The 18,145-nt window shown below is 46.2% G+C and carries 17 protein-coding genes; 5 read left to right on the top strand and 12 right to left on the bottom strand.

Annotated features, from left to right (window positions below; translation table 11 throughout):
• Positions 1-377: 377 nt before the first annotated feature.
• The 5 genes from K8R76_00120 to K8R76_00100 all read right to left on the bottom strand — a co-directional run bounded on the left by K8R76_00120 (position 378) and on the right by K8R76_00100 (position 2,953).
• Positions 378-488: a DUF86 domain-containing protein gene (locus K8R76_00120; GenBank protein MCD4846576.1), complete on the bottom strand. Its 111-nt coding sequence runs from the start codon at positions 486-488 to the stop codon at positions 378-380.
• The gene (locus tag K8R76_00115) at positions 476-631 is read right to left on the bottom strand and encodes a DUF86 domain-containing protein (protein ID MCD4846575.1); all 156 of its coding nucleotides are present in this window, start codon (positions 629-631) and stop codon (positions 476-478) included. The genes K8R76_00120 and K8R76_00115 overlap by 13 nt, the downstream gene beginning before the upstream one ends.
• A gap of 60 nt (positions 632-691) precedes the next feature.
• Entirely contained in the window at positions 692-991 is a 300-nt protein-coding gene (locus K8R76_00110) for a nucleotidyltransferase domain-containing protein (protein MCD4846574.1), read from the bottom strand.
• Between the two features lie 165 nt (positions 992-1,156).
• Positions 1,157-2,074: a hypothetical protein gene (locus K8R76_00105; GenBank protein MCD4846573.1), complete on the bottom strand. Its 918-nt coding sequence runs from the start codon at positions 2,072-2,074 to the stop codon at positions 1,157-1,159.
• A gap of 126 nt (positions 2,075-2,200) precedes the next feature.
• The gene (locus K8R76_00100) at positions 2,201-2,953 is read right to left on the bottom strand and encodes a hypothetical protein (protein MCD4846572.1); all 753 of its coding nucleotides are present in this window, start codon (positions 2,951-2,953) and stop codon (positions 2,201-2,203) included.
• Positions 2,954-3,163: 210 nt separating this feature from the next.
• On the opposite strand from K8R76_00100, the gene K8R76_00095 reads away from it, so the two are divergent.
• From K8R76_00095 to K8R76_00085, 3 genes are read left to right on the top strand one after another with little or no spacing between them, the layout of a single operon-like run.
• Positions 3,164-3,829 (top strand): isochorismatase family protein, encoded by a 666-nt coding sequence (locus K8R76_00095; protein MCD4846571.1) that lies wholly within the window; start codon positions 3,164-3,166, stop codon positions 3,827-3,829.
• 7 nt (positions 3,830-3,836) lie between these two features.
• Positions 3,837-4,718 carry an NAD(P)/FAD-dependent oxidoreductase gene (locus K8R76_00090; protein MCD4846570.1) on the top strand — a complete coding sequence of 294 codons (882 nt, stop codon included), beginning with the start codon at positions 3,837-3,839 and terminating at the stop codon, positions 4,716-4,718.
• A 1-nt stretch (position 4,719) separates the two neighbouring features.
• Positions 4,720-5,616, top strand: a complete 897-nt coding sequence (locus K8R76_00085; GenBank protein MCD4846569.1) for a radical SAM protein — start codon at positions 4,720-4,722, stop codon at positions 5,614-5,616.
• Here K8R76_00085 and K8R76_00080 read toward each other — a convergent pair.
• Genes K8R76_00080 through K8R76_00055 form a run of 6 tightly spaced genes read right to left on the bottom strand, consistent with a single transcriptional unit; the run spans position 5,537 to position 12,994 of the window.
• Complete coding sequence (locus K8R76_00080; GenBank protein MCD4846568.1) at positions 5,537-6,046, bottom strand: hypothetical protein; 510 nt, start codon at positions 6,044-6,046, stop codon at positions 5,537-5,539. The two genes, K8R76_00085 and K8R76_00080, sit on opposite strands and share 80 nt — an antisense overlap.
• A 41-nt stretch (positions 6,047-6,087) precedes the next feature.
• The gene (locus tag K8R76_00075) at positions 6,088-8,172 is read right to left on the bottom strand and encodes an ABC transporter ATP-binding protein/permease (protein ID MCD4846567.1); all 2,085 of its coding nucleotides are present in this window, start codon (positions 8,170-8,172) and stop codon (positions 6,088-6,090) included.
• The gene (locus K8R76_00070; protein MCD4846566.1) at positions 8,172-9,971 is read right to left on the bottom strand and encodes an ABC transporter ATP-binding protein/permease; all 1,800 of its coding nucleotides are present in this window, start codon (positions 9,969-9,971) and stop codon (positions 8,172-8,174) included. The genes K8R76_00075 and K8R76_00070 overlap by 1 nt, the downstream gene beginning before the upstream one ends.
• Before the next feature lie 50 nt (positions 9,972-10,021).
• Positions 10,022-10,363, bottom strand: a complete 342-nt coding sequence (locus K8R76_00065; protein MCD4846565.1) for a hypothetical protein — start codon at positions 10,361-10,363, stop codon at positions 10,022-10,024.
• Between the two features lie 10 nt (positions 10,364-10,373).
• Positions 10,374-11,681 (bottom strand): insulinase family protein, encoded by a 1,308-nt coding sequence (locus tag K8R76_00060; GenBank protein ID MCD4846564.1) that lies wholly within the window; start codon positions 11,679-11,681, stop codon positions 10,374-10,376.
• Positions 11,678-12,994, bottom strand: a complete 1,317-nt coding sequence (locus K8R76_00055) for an insulinase family protein (protein MCD4846563.1) — start codon at positions 12,992-12,994, stop codon at positions 11,678-11,680. Before K8R76_00055 ends, K8R76_00060 begins: the two co-directional genes overlap by 4 nt.
• 165 nt (positions 12,995-13,159) lie before the next feature.
• Here K8R76_00055 and K8R76_00050 point away from each other — a divergent pair, with 165 nt between their 5' ends.
• Both K8R76_00050 and priA read left to right on the top strand, forming a co-directional pair.
• Entirely contained in the window at positions 13,160-14,428 is a 1,269-nt protein-coding gene (locus K8R76_00050) for an amidohydrolase family protein (protein MCD4846562.1), read from the top strand.
• On the top strand, positions 14,425-16,827 hold the full coding sequence (gene priA / locus K8R76_00045) for a primosomal protein N' (protein ID MCD4846561.1): 2,403 nt from the start codon (positions 14,425-14,427) through the stop codon (positions 16,825-16,827). Before K8R76_00050 ends, priA begins: the two co-directional genes overlap by 4 nt.
• 101 nt (positions 16,828-16,928) lie before the next feature.
• Here priA and K8R76_00040 read toward each other — a convergent pair whose 3' ends face one another.
• On the bottom strand, positions 16,929-17,933 hold the full coding sequence (locus tag K8R76_00040; protein ID MCD4846560.1) for a transposase: 1,005 nt from the start codon (positions 17,931-17,933) through the stop codon (positions 16,929-16,931).
• Positions 17,934-18,145: the final 212 nt, after the last annotated feature.

Raw genomic sequence — 18,145 nt, 5'->3', positions numbered from 1 at the left:
TCAGTTATGCTTACTGTCATTTATAAAGTCAAGTGTTCTGTAAATAAAATCAGTAATCAAATAGAATAAAAGAGAGCACTGTTAACAGTAACGATGATTAAGCCCGCCCCCTTCCGAGAGACGGGATTTTGCGCAATACCTGTTAATATCCGACTGGAACTTAAGGGATGTCTTCGTTATACCCTTGCTTGCGAAGGTGTGGAAGCAATTCTTCGACAAGTCCTCCTAGACATATCTCACCAGAGTTATTACTACAACAGCGCATAAGACACTCGCATACTGCGTTATACTCAATCGACCATCCTTGAAGTATATACAATACATCTTCGTTGATCTCATTCGCATGCCTTGTCTGCGAGCGCTTCTACACCGTTTCGTTACGCAACCTGGTGAAATGTGCGGTCTAGATCCTTTATGGCCACTAACCAGATCCGTTCAATGAGAACTTCTCCATACTCATGAGCTAAGATGTTTCTCAAACCGATGATAGCATTCCAGGAAACTGAAGGCGTTTTTTTTTGAAATCCTCTGAAAGTCGTTTTGCAGCCTCACCGATCACAAGCAACTGTCTTTCCACTGCATAGCGCAGCATCTTGTCCGCTTCGAAACGATGCAAGTCAATACCGGTCACAAATCGTTCAATATCACGGGCAGCTGAAATTATATCGAAAATAAGGCGGCATCTCTATCCTCAGGATGCATAGAGAAGTATCTTCTCCGCCAGTATCCCCTTGCGACGGATAGGATTCACCAGAGTATCTTTTTCTATCAGATCCACTTTGGCTCCCATTATTCTCTCAAGGTCTGACTTTATGATTAGTAAATCCAGGTAGCTTATCTGCATGTCGGTTTGGAATTCGATCAGGAGGTCTATATCGCTTGATTGTGTTGCATCACTTCTCGCATATGAGCCAAAAAGGAACAGATTTTTCACACCATGCTCTTTGCAGTATATCCTGACTTCTCTGATAATTGAATCCGGGATTCCCATTACATACCTCCTGCTGAAATATGTAAAGAGGTTATTATGGTGTCATGTATCTGAGACAAACAATATTTCCTAAGCCCGCGAGAGTATGCTCTATTTCTCTGCTGTCTGAGATTACTTATTCAGGGAAACCTTAGAACTCCGCCTCCGATGGCGCAGGATTAACCTCTATTCCCAGCTGGCAGACCCGTCTACGATACTTCCATGGTTATGATTCCCAGGCAGCGGGCAGGTGATAGAATACCAATCACCTTCTGGATTCGTTTCATACAGATACATAGTGTCACAGGCGGGGCATTCCAGATCCCAGTTCTCCATGAATTCCTCAAGGTCACTCAGTTCTTCAGGATAACGATTGTTTGATCCATAATACATTGCGCAAGCTGTCGCGAGACTCCTCATATTACTTCGACAATATTCAAGATAATCAGAAGGATCAGGTGGCCAGCTGACAACTCCGTTCAGGATATATCCGTGCGATGGTATTACGTTTGACGGGCAGGCTATGTAACAATCCTCTTCATCGCCTTCAATGATATACTCACCGTTTACAGGACACTGTATGGAATCAACAGGAATGGTAAAGAACTCCTGAAGATCTTCAATACCGTCAGGATAGCAATTGTACTTTCCATAGTACATGGAACATGCTGATGCAAGATTTATCATTCGTTCATGACAGATTTCGGTATGCTCGGAAGGATCGGGAGGCCAGCTTGTATATCCAATCCATATATGACCATGAGACATCTCTGCGCCTGAGGGACATTCTATGTAATATTCATTACTGATATCACCTGAAAACAGGTATTCGCCATTAACAGGGCAGTAAATTGATTCAACCGGAATTTGAAGAAACTCCTGAAGATCTTCAATGTTGTCAGTATACTCATTGTATTTACCGTAGTGCATAGTCTGAGCGTCTCCCAGCAGCTCCATATATTCATGACAGATTTCCTCAGCGCTGCCACCGTCGCGCCAGCCTGAACTGTAGCCTGACTCCGGCTGCGTCACGCTCTGCTCAGTATCAACGCAGGCGGTCATTACAATGAATGGAATCAACAGAATAACTAACAGGCGAATCATTTTTCTTCTCCTCTCCCCTCTCATATCATCAGTTATGCTTACTGTCATTTATAAAGTCAAGTGTTCTGTAAATAAAATCAGTAATCAAATAGAATAAAAGAGAGCACTGTTGATACCAACGATGATTCAGCGTTGCGAGGCTCTTATTCCCGATGACAGGCTGCCGGCCGCTCTTCGTTCGGGACGAAGAGAGGGTACGGATCGCTGCTGATGATGATCCCTGTTGAATATCTGACCGGTTTCTCTGAAGGCTCCGTCATCGAGCTGCTGCGTGAACGGTTGCTCACCAGGTGAGTTCTCCGGACCGTTTCCAGGCAGGAGCCAGCTCTCCACGACAGAGGCTGGAACCTGCTGTTGCATGAAATGCTTCTGTTTGATGTTGCTCCTTTGAGCCGCATGATATTGCTTCTGTAGAAAATCATTGAAATCGAAATTCTGTCTCGTCGGCACTGTGTTACCATGGATAGATGTTGCGTAGAATCTGCTCTTAGGTGTGAAGCTATGCTGGCTGGAACGTGATACCTGGGTTTCCCGAATACCAGTGGAATGCTTCTCCATCTGGTATTCATCAAGCCCTGTTTCCCTTATGATGCGGCTTCCTGCAGGGATCACGCCGGTGCGGTCCGGTTCAGAACCTGAGACACACTCAGCACCTGAGGCACAGACGGATATCGGAGGCTCATCGGCAGGTCCGGTATCTTCCTGAGGATCAACAGAGAATGCGCTTTGTTCGATGGTGTCGGCTGATCTGACTGCGGAAACAGGAGTATCCGAAAATCCAGTGGTAAATGTCCTCCGCAGAGAATCAATCTCAGGAAACGGCGTCAGGAGAACAAGGACAACGAACATGATCGATAGTGATATCAGCTGAGTTTTCAAATGCATCCCTCCCGGAAAACCTTACAACATACGGAATTATGCAATGCTTTATTGAATGATGCAAGGGTGGTGCCCAGATCTCCTCTCCCCTCTCCTGTTTTCAGTTATGTTTACTATCATCCATGCAGTCAGGGGTTCGGGAGATCTATCATTTATAAAAGTTAGAAAAAATATGATTGAAAAAACAACTGCAGTTCTCAGGGAGTGATGATGCTGACCGATATATTTGTAACTCCGGATAATATTACTGAGAAAACCGCTTACTGGCTTGGTAAGATCCAGGCCAGGAACCGATTCAGACCCAATCTGTTCATCGAACCATCTAAATGTGCCCTATTAATCGTAGACATGGTACACTACTTCGCGCACCCGGACGGAAGGGTATATCTGCCGTCTACCGAGGCGATAATCCCGCAGATATCCGCACTGTTACAGTATTGGAGAAATATCACCGGTACTGTTGTTTTTACGAGGCATTGCCACAGGGGAAAGCATGATCTGGGTATGCTCGGAAAGTTCTTCAGCGACTATATCAGATGCGGCAGCCAGGAGTCAGAAATAATTTCCCGGCTTGCTCCTTCAGTGGAAGAAAGAATTTTTCAGAAGAATACATATGATGCTTTTCACCGCACCGGCCTCGAGAAGTATCTGAGAGAACTCAACATCGAACAGGTTCTTGTGACAGGAGTTCTGACTCATCTCTGCTGTGAGACTGCAGCCAGATCCGCCTTCGTGAGGGGGTTCGAGGTTTTTATTGCTGCGGATGCTCTGACAAGCAGTACTGAGGAGCTTCACCTCGGCAGCCTGCTTGGGCTTGCGAACGGCTTTGCAGTCATTTCCGATACAGCTTCCATCTGTTCAACCCGGGAAGGATGAGTCTACCTTGATTGAAACAGCGATAATCGGTGCGGGACCAGCAGGATGCGCTGCTGCTGTTCAATGCCGAAGACTTGGCCTCGATCTCAGGCTTCTGGATACAACGGGCAGAGCAGGCGGCCTGATCAGGGAAGCCCGTCTTATAGAAAATTACCCTGGGCTTTCGGCTATTCCAGGCAGCGAATTCGCTGAGAAGCTTTGTTCTCATATATCCGGATTCGGGATAACAGTGCTGGATTGCCAGGCGGATTCAATCGTTCAGATCAGTGATGGTTTTGAAATATTCACCAATCAGGGAGTAATTACTTCTGCTTCGGTCATCGTTGCGACAGGAACCGTTCCGGTAGATTATTCAATCCCCGGAAACGCTTCTTCGATACTGCTTCGATCTATACTGGATATTCCAGTACCGGTTCCTTCCACTACAATAGTTATCGGGGGAGGAGAAGCAGCGCTCGATTATGCCCTGAGCCTCTCGGACGCAGGCTCAAACGTTAATATCCTTGTGAGGAATTCCTGTCTGAGAGCTTGTGGAAAATTGAAAGACGAGGTTGAAACTCGCAGTGGAATCAGAATTTTGTATAATACCGAGCCCGTTTCGATAATCAATTCGGGAAACGATCTTCTTGTCAGATATCGTTCAGATGGTAACAATGGTGAACATCTGGTCGGATCTGTGCTTGCCGCAACCGGGAGAAAACCGAAATTACCTGTGATGCAGGACGAGATGAAATACGAATCAGGCAATGTGAGAACATCGATCCCGGGGCTTTACATCATTGGAGATGCTTCGCTCGGCAGCCTGGGACAGGCAGCGATTGCCGCGGGACATGGACTGCAGGCTGCTGGTCATTCGTGTGATTTTATAAAGATGAATGGACCTGCTTGAAATGAAAATCATCGGAAAACAGGGTGAGCCTGATCTTGCCACTGTCTACATAGCTGAACTGGATGACGGCGAACTCATTGAGTTCGTTGAGTCAGTTCAACCTCCCATTCCCGCTTCAGAAAAATGGGTGCTCATCGTATCAACTCTTCGGGGATGTCCGGTTGGCTGTCCAATTTGCGATGCCGGAAACCGGTACGCCGGAAAACTCTCTGCCTGTGAAATATTAGATCAGATCGATTATATGGTTAAGAAGCGCTATTCTGATGGAAGAATTCCTGTAAACAAGTTCAAGATTCAGTTCGCTCGGATGGGTGATGCCGCATTTAATCCGGCAGTTCCGGATGTTCTTGAAAGGTTACCTGTCCTGTATGACGCTCCGGGACTTATCCCCTGTATTTCAACGGTTGCACCGGATGAAACTGATGCGTTCTTCAACAGGTTGGCGGAAATCAAGAACAGGTTGTATCCGAATGGCAATTTCCAGATGCAGTTTTCGCTTCACACAACCTCGGAAAATGCTCGCCGGAAACTCGTTCCTGTGAAATCATGGAGCTTCAGAAAAATGAGTGACTGGGGAAGCAGATTCTACAGTCAGGGTGACAGAAAGATCGCGCTTAATTTCGCTCCGGTTGAGGGCTTTCCAGTTGAACCTTCCGTAATAGCGGACATTTTCTCTCCTGAGCATTTCATGATAAAACTCACTCCTGTAAACCCGACGCGTTCCTCAAGGCATAAGGAAATGTCTGGAACAATCGATCCTGACGATCCTGGATCAGCAGATTATCTTGTGAGTGAATTCCGAAGTGCGGGTTTTGATGTTATCCTGAGTATCGGGGAAACAAGGGAAAATCAAATTGGTTCCAACTGCGGGATGTACGTAGGACAAGTCTCCTCCTGATCGGTGGAGAATAGACCGCGAATACTCGAATTCCAATTGGATCTTCTGAATAATGTCTTTCCAAGAAATCATAATCCGGCACAAAACTAAACAGAAACGATAAGTCGTTGCTCTGGATATCAAATGCCCAGACGTACTTCCCATTGTTATCAAAAGGTCCCCAGTGATAGATATCGACACCGGCATTGAAAAGATCGAGAAGTTCATACTTGGATGGCATGCGCCAGTTCCCCTCAAGCTCATTTATCCAGGATCGAGCATCAAACCATGTGAAATCCATGTCAGGTCCAACCATCCATTGCAGCCGTGTTTCACTGTCTATAATAATCCCTTCAGGAGATACGCTGAACCTTTCCGAGACTCTGTCTGCAGATGCAGGAAAGCTCCCGATCAGTGAGACGACACATATCATGATGACAGAGAAGTTCATACATCTCCCTTCCCTCATGATTTCTGTTTGTTTTAATGAATTCATTCCGCAGAGTTCCCATCGTACTGCAGGAGATAGAGATTATAGTAAATACCCCTCCGCGAGAGCAGTTCCTGGTGGTTACCTCTCTCAAGGATTCTACCGTCATCAATCACAAGTATCTGGTCAGCTTTCTGGATTGTGCTCAGTCTGTGAGCGACCACAATACTGGTGCGGTTATTCATCAGAATTTCAATAGCGTTCTGTATCAGCTGCTCAGTTGCAGGATCTACATTACTGGTTGCCTCGTCCAGTATCAGGATTCGAGGATCGTGAACGAGTGCTCTCGCAAAACAGATGAGCTGCTTCTGACCGGTTGACAGAGTGGTTCCCCGCTCAGCCATTACCGTATTAAAACCTTCCGGAAGTTTCTCGATAAAAGGTGTTGCCTGCACCATATCCGCGGCTTTTCTAACCTCCTCGTCAGAAAGATCCTTTCCGAGACGGATATTATCAGCAATACTTCTGCTGAAAATAAACGCATCCTGGAGCACGATAGAGATATTATCCCTCAGGGTTCGAACGGGAAGATCCCTCAAGTCTGTTCCATCCAGCAGAATCCTGCCTGAATCAACATCATAGAATCTGCACAGCAAGCTGATAATGGATGTTTTTCCTGCTCCTGTAGGTCCTACAAGGGCAACACTTCGGCCCGGTTCCAATTCAAACGAGACCTTTCGAAGGATAATCTTGTCCCTCTCATACGAAAAGGTTACATCATCGAATTCGATTCTTCCCTCAACAGAACCATGTTCAGATAAAGCTTTACTGGTGATTTCCGGATCAGTGTCGAGTATGCCGAAGATTCGCTCAGCGGCAGCCATCGCGCTCTGCATGATGTTGTATTTCTGGCTGATGTCCGCAAGCGGCTGGAACATCTGCCTTACGTAACTGATGAATGCAACCAGAGCACCAATGGTGAGAGCTCCTTTCAATACACTCCCTCCGCCGTAAATAAGAACAAGGGCGACTCCCGCAGAAGCGGTTATTTCAATAAGCGGTCGGAATATTCCGAAGATCATAAGTTGTTTCATATTTGCTTTAAAGTAGTTGCTGTTGGTCTCGCTGTACTCCTGTCTGCGCCTTTTTTCCTGCCTGAATATCTGCACTATCTTAATACCGCCGAGGTCTTCTGCGAGGCTGGAGTTCAATTTAGCCAGATACTTTCTAACACTCCTGTATGCTCCCCTTGCCTTAACCCGGAAAATGACCGTAACGATTAAGAAGATCGGAGCTACTGCAAGGGACACTAAAGCAAGTCTCCAGTTCAGCAGGAACAGGATAACAGCTGTACCTGTTATGAGAATAACATCCTTGACAAGGTTGACCAGAACAGCAGTGAACATTTCGTTAAGGGCTTCAATATCGTTCGTAACTCTTGTGACAAGCCTTCCGATTGGATTCTTCGAATAGAAATTCAGTGAGAGCTTCTGGATATGTCTGAAAAGTTCTGTTCGAACATCGTACATGGATCTCTGACCGGCTATGACAAGCGTAATCACATGACCGTATCCTGCAGCCAGACTGACAAGTATGAGAGCTCCAAGTAACAGGGCTAGTTTCGAAACACCAGCAATATCACCCCCTCTCACATCAAGTATGACAGATGGTGGAACGCTCGACAGTTCCGTCTCGGGGACCAGCCAGTATCTCCCCATGACGAATCCGGTCTCATCATTGTATCTGTCTTCAGGAAAGAGGTAACAGGTCTCTCTATCAAGGGTTCCCTGCTGTTCCATCTCCATTCTTTCCGAAGGATCCATCCTGTCCAGAGTAGCTTTCTGCACGAGCAGGGTATCCAGAGAGATCGCGATAAAACCGGTGCTGTCAGAAGAAGATTCCAACAGATCTTCACACACTTCGGAAGGAGCAGTATAAACCTGATAGAGCTTTGCAAGATATTTGTCAATCGCCTGTTTTGTAATATATGGAATGATCAGTTCTACACTGGCCGTTACTATCATGAAGAACATGGCAAGGAAAATAAGTTTGCGGTGAGGGCGGACATAGTGAAGCAGTCTGCGGATGAGCGTCCTGTCATAAAGTTTGCCGCCGGCGCTGTCTTCAACAAAGGGAGAGCCGTTCATCAGTCCTCACCCCTTTCGATGCCTGCGATATCATCCTTTATCGCCTCTTCCTCAAGCTGCTGCATCCTGTAAAGTTCTGTGTAGAAACCCTCGTGCTCAAGAAGTTCCGCATGAGTTCCCTGCTCAACAACCCTGCCATTATCGATTACAATGATGTGGCCTGCGTTCTGAATCGTACTTATCCTGTGCGCTATAAGTATGGAAGTAAGATTTCTGATTTCATGTTTAAGACGGGAGAGAATCGCCGCTTCGGTTTCTGTATCAACGCTGGAGAGCGAATCATCCAGCACAAGTATTTCCGGTGTGACTGCAAGGGCACGAGCAATGGCAACACGCTGTTTCTGCCCTCCGGACAATGTAACCCCGCGTTCACCAACCATCGTATCATATCCATCTGAAAAATCTTCGATCTCAGACGAGATATCCACAATGCGGGCAAGTTCACTGATTCTTTCCGGAGGAATTCCATCTGCCCCGAATGAGATATTTTCAGCAATGGACATCGCAAAAAGGAAGGTTTCCTGGGGAACGTATCCGAACATGCCTCGAATCTTCGAAAGTTTCATGTTCCTTACATCAACGCCGCCGACGAAGACAGTTCCCTCAGGCGGGTCATACAATCTCATCAGCAGCTCCACAAGGGTAGTCTTGCCGGAGCCGGTTCGTCCAACAACACCAAGAGTACTTCCTACGGACAGGTTGAACGAAATATCTTTGAGTACTTCTACGTCAGTTCCGGGATATGTGAATGAGAGGTGTTCAACAGAAATGGCAGGCTCGGGAGTAATGCTGTTCTCTCCGTCAAGAATATCCGGTAATGTGGTGAATATCTTTTGCAGACGCCCCATGCTCGCAGCTCCTCTTTGAAGAATATTAACCACCCATCCAATTGCGATCATAGGCCAGATAAGCATCATAAGATAGCTTGAGAACGCAACGAATTCTCCAAGAGATATCGTTCCCCTGATGACCATTGCACCACCGGCACCCAGGAGAATCGCCATGCTGGCCATGGCCAGGGCTCCTATCATCGGCTGGAACATCCCCCATATCCTTGCGAGTTTAACATTCTGCGAAACGCATTCTTCAGCTTTCCCGGAAAAGAATTTGTTTTCGGATTCCTCATCGCCATATGCCTTGATTACACGCACCCCTGAGAGTGATTCCTGAGCCTTTTCCGTAAGTGTGGAGAATGCCTCTTGAACAGATTCAAAACGCTTATGAATAAGCTTGCCGAATTTCAGCATCATGAGAGCGATCAGCGGCAGTGGGATCATGGTCAGAAGCGTCAGTTTCCAGTTCATAATGACCATGATCGTAACACTGGATAAAGAAAGAAAAATAGCGTCAAATGAAGCTATCGTAGCGATACCGGTAGCCATACGGACAGCACTGATATCATTAGTTGCATGCGCCATGATATCCCCGACCTTGGTCTGATCATAATACTGGGGTGACAGTGTCTGAAGATGGTCGTAGAGTTCCTGCCTGATATTCCTGTCTATCCTGTGACTGGCTCCGATAACGAGGTATCTCCAGAGAAACCTGAAAACTCCCATGAGGATGTAGATCCCGAGAACGGCAAGTCCCAGTGTCAGGATCTGTCCGGAAGTCGCCATTCCGCTTGCAAGCGAATCGATCACTCTCTTGAAGATCTGGGGGACAACGAGCTGCAGCGCATCAACGAAAATAAGGGTGATCAGCCCAAGCCCTATAGCTTTCCTGTGATTTATTATTCTACGCAGAAGATGCTTCAGACTGGATTTATCCAGACCTTTCTTATCTGATTTTGAATTCAAAGAATGCCTTTCAACACATATCCATCATGGTTTTCAGATTCAGACAGGAATTACTCCTCTGATTCTCTTTCAGGTATCATCAGAACATATTCGAAAACATTCAGTTTCTGGAGTTCAGGACGAATAGACCATCCCTCTTCTGTAGGAATGGCAGTAATTATAACCGTCATACCGTACTGTTGTGCTAATTCCCTGGCAATATCGCCAACCAGGGCGTACTTTTCACCAGTATCAATATCCTCCAGAAGGACTGTTTCAGAACGTGATCCGGGGGCTATAACCTCGATTGTGCCGGTGTATTGTACATAACTGTCACTGTCAGCACTGTTTTCAGTGCTTTCAACAGTTCCACAGGCCATAAGCAGGAATCCTGCTGTTAGAAGATATTTCATATTCACTCCTTCAGTGAAGAGACCACGGCTGAAGCTGTTCGGCAGGAATGGATGTGGTATCAGCGATAATACCCCAGCCCCCATTACCAACCCATTTATCGAGAACATCTCTGAGATCCTCAGGAGTCAATTCCTCGATATTGTCAAAAATGGTGTAGGCATTCCGCCAGTCACCTGTGCTGATTTCAAAACTGCCCATCATCCAGCATTGAGTATCCTTGCTTGCAGCCCTCATACTTTCCAGTGTTCTACTTTTCTCAATTGTCCCTCTGACGACATCCGCATCCATCGGATTTTCGATTGCGTCTGCAAGAACTCCGGCCATCAGGGAACAGGCCAGAACAGGTCTTGGAGAGCTGACATACATGTAACCCCAGTTCTGCTGGTAACTCGAGGTTCCGGAAAATGTTGCATAGGTCAGAGCATAATCAGTTCTCAGAACCTGCCAGAGCAGATCATCGACTGCAGTCAGAGCTGCCCTGAACGGGAGTAAATCCTCATGTCCCTGTGGTGGAGCATTGAATTTCACGACAGCGTATGCGGTGGGTATCTGTCTGTGCTGCACTACAACGGTATCGAATGGAACAACGAATATCTCTACAGGCTCATACTCCTGACCACCCTCAGGAATATCGCCAAAAGCATCCTCAAGCATTTCTTTAAGCTCCTCAGAACCTGTAGGTCCAGCATGGGTGATAAGAATATTACCGGATCGAATTCTCTCATCGAGCATATCTTCAATTTCATCTATTGTGAAACCGGCAATTGTTTCCTCGATTCCATCCGGCACGTTTCTGTAAGTGTGCCCGGGCATGAACGCATCATTTGCCACAAACCAGATCCAGCTGTCAGGACTGTAGTATTTCTCCTGAAGATCCTGAATATAACTTTCACGCACCTGTTCAACTGCCTGTGAGCTGAACTCCGGGTTGAGCAAGCAGTCGCCGAAGGCTGATAGAAGTACAGACAGATCGTCCTTCACGCAGCGCAGATGATATCGGCTGAAATCGTAATTGAAACTGCTGATCCATTCTGCCTGTGTCTCATCCATTAGCTCACGCCAGACAAGTCCCGGGTATTCAATTGAACCCATCATCGCGCACTCGAGGGCGAAACGTTCAAGTCCCTGGGTCTCTTCAGTCAGGGCTCGAGATCCACCGATCAGAAAGAGAGAGAGTCCTTCAATATCGTTATTATCAAGTGTCCGGGTGATAACCGGAATACCATTTGAAAGAGTGAATTCTTCAACATCCGGAGGGATTGCGGCAGAAACTGAACCGGCAAGAACTGTCAGGATAATCGATATGTATATTTTCATTGCTGACTCTCCTCTATATCAAGGGGCATCATGATAAATGCAGCGTGCGGTTTCCCCTTTATCCAGGTTTCAAGGAAAGAATTAATATCTTCCGGCTCAACCGCGTTGATGCTGTCAGAATAAGTCGAGTAATACTCCAGATTCCCCGCTACAACCCACCAGAACGGCAACGACTCTATGGCTACATCCTGGGAGGTTTCCTCCGCCATTATCCGGTGACGGTCAAGTTCTTCCTTTGCCAGAATCAAACCCTCAGCATCGTAGTAATCAGGTGACTGCAGCTGTTCGATTTCTTCAAGCAGAAGGTTCAGCGCTTCCTCAGCTCGATCTGGATGAACCATACCGCTGAAGGAGATTACAGGCGAGAAGCGCTGTGTATAATAAGAACCGGAAATACTGATGAAAGGACCATTTGTAACGAGATCCGTATAGTACTCTCTGCTCATCAGACCCAGATATGATCCCCATACATCTGCCGGATAACTTTCTCCTTGGTCAGTCGATATTGATGGTCCCTCAAAGATGACAGAAACGAATCCTGCTCCTGAGGGGCTGTCCACATATACTGTTGTATCTTTTTTTATACTGACAAGCCTCGGCAGCATGTCGTAATTACTTCGACCTCCGTATTCCCACGGAGAAAACAGCTGCTCTGCAAACATGAAAGCCTCTTCGCAGTCCACATCTCCGGAAATGATGAGAGCGGAATTATCAGGAGTGTAGTACATCTCCTGAAAGTATTCCATGGCCGGAGGTGCGGCTGCCAGTATAACTTCAGGTACACCTATCGCACTCTGTCTCCATGGAGCGTCGGCGAAGATGAGCTGCTCCTGGGCCAGCCATAAAAGCCAGAGGGGATGACTCGTTTTCCGCTCGTATTCGTTCATTATCACATCACGCTCGCGCTCCATCTCAACCATATCAAAGAGCGGGGAAGTGATGGCATCGAACATAAACTGCAAACCCTCTTTAAGATTATCGCTGCCAAGCGTAATGTGATACCAGACCCTCTCAGTAGAAGTTGCGCCATTGTTGATAATCCCCAGTTCTCCCATTCTCTGCCTGTATGCGGTCTGATCGGGGAGAGCGGAATTTCCCTTGAAGAACATATGCTCGTAGAAATGCGCAAGTCCGTTTGTTTCAGGAGTTTCGCATGTCGCACCGGTTTTCACTGCAATGCAGATTGTTACTACGGGTGATATATCGTCAGGAGAAACTATTACGGTCAGACCATTATTCAGATGCCTTACTTCGAAGTCGGCTGCTGTTGCGAATACGGCAGCAAGGATCAGCAGCAGGATTCCACTTTTCATTGAAAGCTCCTTTACTGAGAATAAAGGGAGTATTTCTTTAATCGTACAATAGGGAATCTAATATGAACGACTGAATCTGTCCCGGAATTCATATAACTGTTTTCATGTTGACTGGAAATGATACATAATAACCACATGAAACAGAAGTTCAATATAGCAGGAATAATGGATAACGGATTTCTCAGCCTGGAAGCTTTCTCAATTGAGATGGATAAAGGCAATATCACTTCCATAGCAAGAGAATCATGCGATGGTAAATGGAAACACTGTATCGCAGTACCGGGCCTTATTCAGTCACATATTCATCTGTGTCAAACCCTTTTCCGAGGTATGGCAGAGGGACGATCACTTCTTCCATGGCTTTTCGACAGAATATGGCCTCTTGAGGCCGCCCATTCAGAGAAAACACTTGCGGTTTCAGTTATACAGTCACTCAGGGAGCTTTTTGCTTCAGGATGTACCGGGCTTCTTGATATGGGTATTCTCAGATACTCGGAAATAACAGTTGACATTCTCAGGAATTCAGGAGTCAGGGCTCTTGCGGGAAATGCTCTTATGGATATCGGACCGGAGTATATCACTGAAAACCTTTCATGGCTGAAGGAAGAAACCAACCGAGTGAAGAGTGCCTGTGGTGATCTTGTCGGCTACATTTATGCGCCAAGATTCGCACTCTCCTGCTCTCATGATATCTGGAACTGGCTTTCGGATCTTCCTGCAGGAGTCAAAAGAACTACTCATGCTGCAGAAACATCAGATGAGATGAATCACACTTCGATTATGAAAGCTGGAGGTAATATCCATTACCTGCAAAACCGTGGTTTCATTGGACCTGATACGATTCTTGCACACTGCGTTCATCTACTGGAGGGAGAACAGGAAATACTCAGTAAATCGAATACTACTGTAGCGCACTGTCCGTGGGCAAATCTAAAACTGGGCAGCGGTATCGCAGATATTTCAGATCTTGTGAAATCGCATATACGTGTCACACTGGGCAGTGATGGAGCTGCATGCAACAACCGTCTTGACGTGGCAGGTGATGCCCGGCTTGCAATGGGTCTCGCATCGGTAAGCGGCTCTCCGTCATCTCTCCCTTCAGATTTCTGGTTCCGATCCATCACCTCTTCAGCCGCAAATGCCCTGGGATGGGATAACGTTGGAACACTGACACCCGGATACGCTGCTGATCTGGTTCTGATAGAACCTTCTGCTGAAGAATGGGAGGAACTTACACTCGCGGAGGACCCTGTCCGTTATCTTCTGGAATTGGATTGGCCATCAAGAGTAAGGCTGACAATTGTCGACGGCAGGATTGTCTATCAGGACGGTTTCTTTCCAACACTGCCCGAACTCCCGATGGGAATCGGCAAGGCAAGGCGGGAAGTGCACCAAAAAGCCTTTCAAATATCAGGGATATCAGCATCACTGTGAGCGATGAAAAACAGGGAAGGCTTATCGAGATAGCCCTCAACCGACCTTTATGGAACACTTACACCTATTGCCTGCCTGAGGAAATGGATAATGAAAATCCCATTGGCTGCAGGGTTATCGTACCTCTTGGTAAAAGCAGGGTAATCGGATACATCTGGGGAATCACCCATAGCGCAGCGGATATCAGAATAAAGAACGTCCTCGCAAGGCTGGATACATCTCCCCTCCTCCCTCCGAATATTCTTGAACTTGTCCATTGGGCAGCCGAATATTATCAAGCCCCTCCTGGAATGATGATAGCCGCGGCGCATCCTCCGGGAATCTCAGGCAAAGCGGAGAAAACCGTCATGCTTCTTGACAAACTTGATCCATCTAACCCGCTCAGTGAATTGCTTCCTTTGGGTAGTGCGATTCCTGCCAGAATACTGAAAGACAATCTGAACAGACAATTCCCCCTTGAAAAGCATCTGGCTCAAATGGAAACGGACGGAATAATCCGGATATTTTGGAAACCGGTGTCAGAACCGGAACCAGTTCGGGAAAGAATGATAGAACCCTTCAGCGATAGTCCGAACCTGACCAGGAAAGCTGAAGCAATCAGGAAACGTGCTCCGAAACAGGCTGAAATTCTTTTTTATCTGGCCACTTCTGAAACCGCTGTTCCCCGCAGACAACTGCTTCTGGCAACTGGAGCCAACCATTCATCTGTCAGAGCCCTCATAAATAAGAAGCTCATCAGAGAATTTTATAGAAGAAAGTACAGAGAACCTTTTACTAATATCGATATTGAGGACGAAAAGAAGATTCCAACTCTCTCGGAACAGCAGAATGCTGCGCTGGAGAGCATTTGCGGGAACATGAACGAGGGTTCTGTTTTTCTTCTCCATGGTGTTACGGGAAGTGGAAAGACAGAAGTGTACCTGAGAGCGATCTCCGAAGTAATCAAAAAGGGCCGCAATGCTCTTGTCCTTGTTCCTGAAATCTCGCTCACACCTCTTACCGTTTCACGATTCAGCAGAAGGTTTCCAGGATTGGTAACTGTACTTCATAGCGGAATGACTCCCGGAGAGAGGCTGGACAGCTGGAATCTTGCCAAACAGGGCAAAAGAAAGATCGTGATAGGACCTCGAAGCGCAATTTTCGCTCCGCTTCCAGATACCGGAATAATCGTTGTTGATGAAGAGCATGACAGCAGTTACAAGCAGAACGAACTGCCAAGATACAACGGTCGTGATATTGCGGTTGTCAGAAGTATGAGAGAAAATATCCCAGTAATTCTTGGGTCGGCAAGCCCCTCAATGGAATCCTACGGAAACTCTGTCAAAGGCAAATACAGGCTTCTGGAGCTAAAGGAAAGGATAGACGGTCTCCCAATGCCGGAAACCATCCTGGTTAACGCCGGAAGGATGAAACATCCTCTTCTTTCAAAGGAACTCCTAATCGGAATTGGCAAAAGAACTGTAAAGGGAGAGCAATGCATCGTTCTCATAAACAGAAGAGGTTTCTCTCCCACACAGATGTGCAAAAACTGCGGTCACCGTGAGGAGTGTCCCAACTGCGGTGTAACTCTTACTTACCATAGAAAGGGACAGGTTCTCAGATGTCACTACTGCGGACACTGGAAGGCAGCCTTAAGGAAATGCCCGAAATGCGGTTTTGATGAGTTCTCTCATATGGGTCCTGGAATACAGAAAGTAGAAGAAGCGCTCGGGAAACTTCTTCCGCAAACCAAGGTCATCAGAATGGACGCTGATACAACAAGAGGTAAGAATGCTCACTGGAATATTCTTGGCTCATTCGCAAAGGGTTCTGGAGATGTACTTCTTGGAACTCAGATGGTCGCAAAAGGTCATGATTTCCCGGGAGTAACTCTGGTTGGAATAATCGCTGCGGATATGGGACTTGCCTTCCCCGATTTTCGAGCAGCTGAAAGGACTTTCCAGCTGATCCTTCAGGTTGCCGGAAGGGCTGGCAGGGGTTCTATTCCCGGCGAGGTTGTACTGCAGACTATTGATATTGAGAACACAACCATCAGGACAGCCGCAAGACATGATTACAAAAAATTCTGGAAAGATGAAAGCAAGGTTCGTAAAGCTTTCGGATATCCGCCTTTCGGGAATCTCATCAGATTTGTCTGGAGCGGACTGGATAATGAGAAAGTCCGCAAAGCCGCACATTCAAGTGTGAAGGGAATTCAAACCCCTGCTGTAAATATTTCTTCTCCGCAGGAAGCCGCTTTCCCCAGAATCAACAGACGATGGAGATGGAGCGCACTTGCCAGATCATCATCAAGGAAATCACTGGCCGAGTTATCACGGAGAATTAGAAAACAGTTTGAAAAAATACCGCATCCGGGTGTGCGTCTGGAAGTTGATGTAGACCCTCACAACCTCCTATAGGGGACGCACCACACTTCATCAACTTACGGAAAATAATTCCTTCTTTGAATTATGACTAATTATGTTATTGAATAAATGAAATGAAGATATGTGATACAAGGTTATGTTTCTGTTATTCTTTGAATTGCGGACTTCAATTCATCTGTTAATTTGAATCGTCGTGCAGCAGATAAAACTCCTTGAGCACTCAAATTCAGTATTTTACCTGTATCGACAAGACTCATCCCCAATTGATTCACAAGTGCGTAACTCATGAATTCCCTCGCTCTTGATGAAGCTCTACTTCTACCTTTTGAAGTTAGTGTTGTATGAGTTACACCCCAATATTCATTCATGAATTCCAGAAGTTTGTCAATTATCTCATGTTCGCGTTCACGTTTCCTTAGAAATGAGCCCTGTTGGTCTTTGATCCTGGCGTAGATCTGCCTGGCGAAATCAATGTCTCCAAGTATTCTATGTTGAGTGTGATTACTTCTTTTCTGTTCTCTTGCTTCCTCACGCGAAAGTAATCCTTTAGAACCAAGAAGATATGAACCTTCATTCAATTCACTGTCGGATACGACTGGAACACTTTCATCTTCCTTAATGAACTTAATATACTGAGTTGTCTTTTCGTTTCTGTGATCTGATATCAAATCAAGAACTTCTTCTGATGCCTGCCAAGGGTAAAATCCTTTAAAAAGGATTCCTATATGACCAGTCCATGGATATCTCCCTAACTCTTCAAGACTCGTCACAATCCCAGCCTTAAGAGGGTTGAGATGAATGTAGCGTATAAGTTTTAACAAGTACCGATCAGCTTGAACAAGTATTGATCTGTACCTGTTCTGAAACAGATGACCTGCTCTGTCATACTTATGATTGAAATAAATTGCATGCCCTGTCAGCAGTTTCTGCATGAATTTTGCTACCGGTATATCGCCTGTACGGAGAAGAAAGTGAACATGATTTGGCATCAATGCCCAGGCATATACTGAAATCCCTGTCTGATCTACGCACTTTTCAAGACGAGAGACGAACCGTTTCCTGTCCCTGTCGTCCTTAAAGATAGACCCCTTTTCAATACCACGCGCTATGACATGGTGTACTGCATTCTTCCAATCCAATCGGTTTGTTCTTGGCATGATACTATTAGTGTACGAATAAATCGCTCAAATATCAAGTGTCATTATTGTTATTGAATAAAACAAAGATAATCTTGCATACTAATTCATATATATTAGTAATGCAATAATATTACGACATATAAGTTGAAGAAGTGTGCTACGTCCCTGAGAAGAAGTCGGATAGATACATGATGGAGTGGAAAAGGGTTGCT

It is taken from the genome of Candidatus Aegiribacteria sp., assembly GCA_021108435.1.
Taxonomy (GTDB): domain Bacteria; phylum Fermentibacterota; class Fermentibacteria; order Fermentibacterales; family JCC-6; genus Aegiribacteria.
Note: the sequence above shows the minus strand (reverse complement) of the source record. Positions and strands in the feature narration are given on the sequence as shown.

Excerpts from the sequence above, each read along its gene's own strand:
- K8R76_00110 (MCD4846574.1), bottom strand. The coding sequence starts at position 991 with ATGGGAATCCCGGATTCAATTATCAGAGAAGTCAGGATATACTGCAAA.
- K8R76_00105 (MCD4846573.1), bottom strand. The coding sequence starts at position 2,074 with ATGATTCGCCTGTTAGTTATTCTGTTGATTCCATTCATTGTAATGACC.
- K8R76_00095 (MCD4846571.1), top strand. The coding sequence starts at position 3,164 with ATGCTGACCGATATATTTGTAACTCCGGATAATATTACTGAGAAAACC.
- K8R76_00085 (MCD4846569.1), top strand. The coding sequence starts at position 4,720 with ATGAAAATCATCGGAAAACAGGGTGAGCCTGATCTTGCCACTGTCTAC.
- K8R76_00080 (MCD4846568.1), bottom strand. The coding sequence starts at position 6,046 with ATGAACTTCTCTGTCATCATGATATGTGTCGTCTCACTGATCGGGAGC.
- K8R76_00075 (MCD4846567.1), bottom strand. The coding sequence starts at position 8,172 with ATGAACGGCTCTCCCTTTGTTGAAGACAGCGCCGGCGGCAAACTTTAT.
- K8R76_00065 (MCD4846565.1), bottom strand. The coding sequence starts at position 10,363 with ATGAAATATCTTCTAACAGCAGGATTCCTGCTTATGGCCTGTGGAACT.
- K8R76_00060 (MCD4846564.1), bottom strand. The coding sequence starts at position 11,681 with ATGAAAATATACATATCGATTATCCTGACAGTTCTTGCCGGTTCAGTT.
- K8R76_00055 (MCD4846563.1), bottom strand. The coding sequence starts at position 12,994 with ATGAAAAGTGGAATCCTGCTGCTGATCCTTGCTGCCGTATTCGCAACA.
- K8R76_00050 (MCD4846562.1), top strand. The coding sequence starts at position 13,160 with ATGGATAACGGATTTCTCAGCCTGGAAGCTTTCTCAATTGAGATGGAT.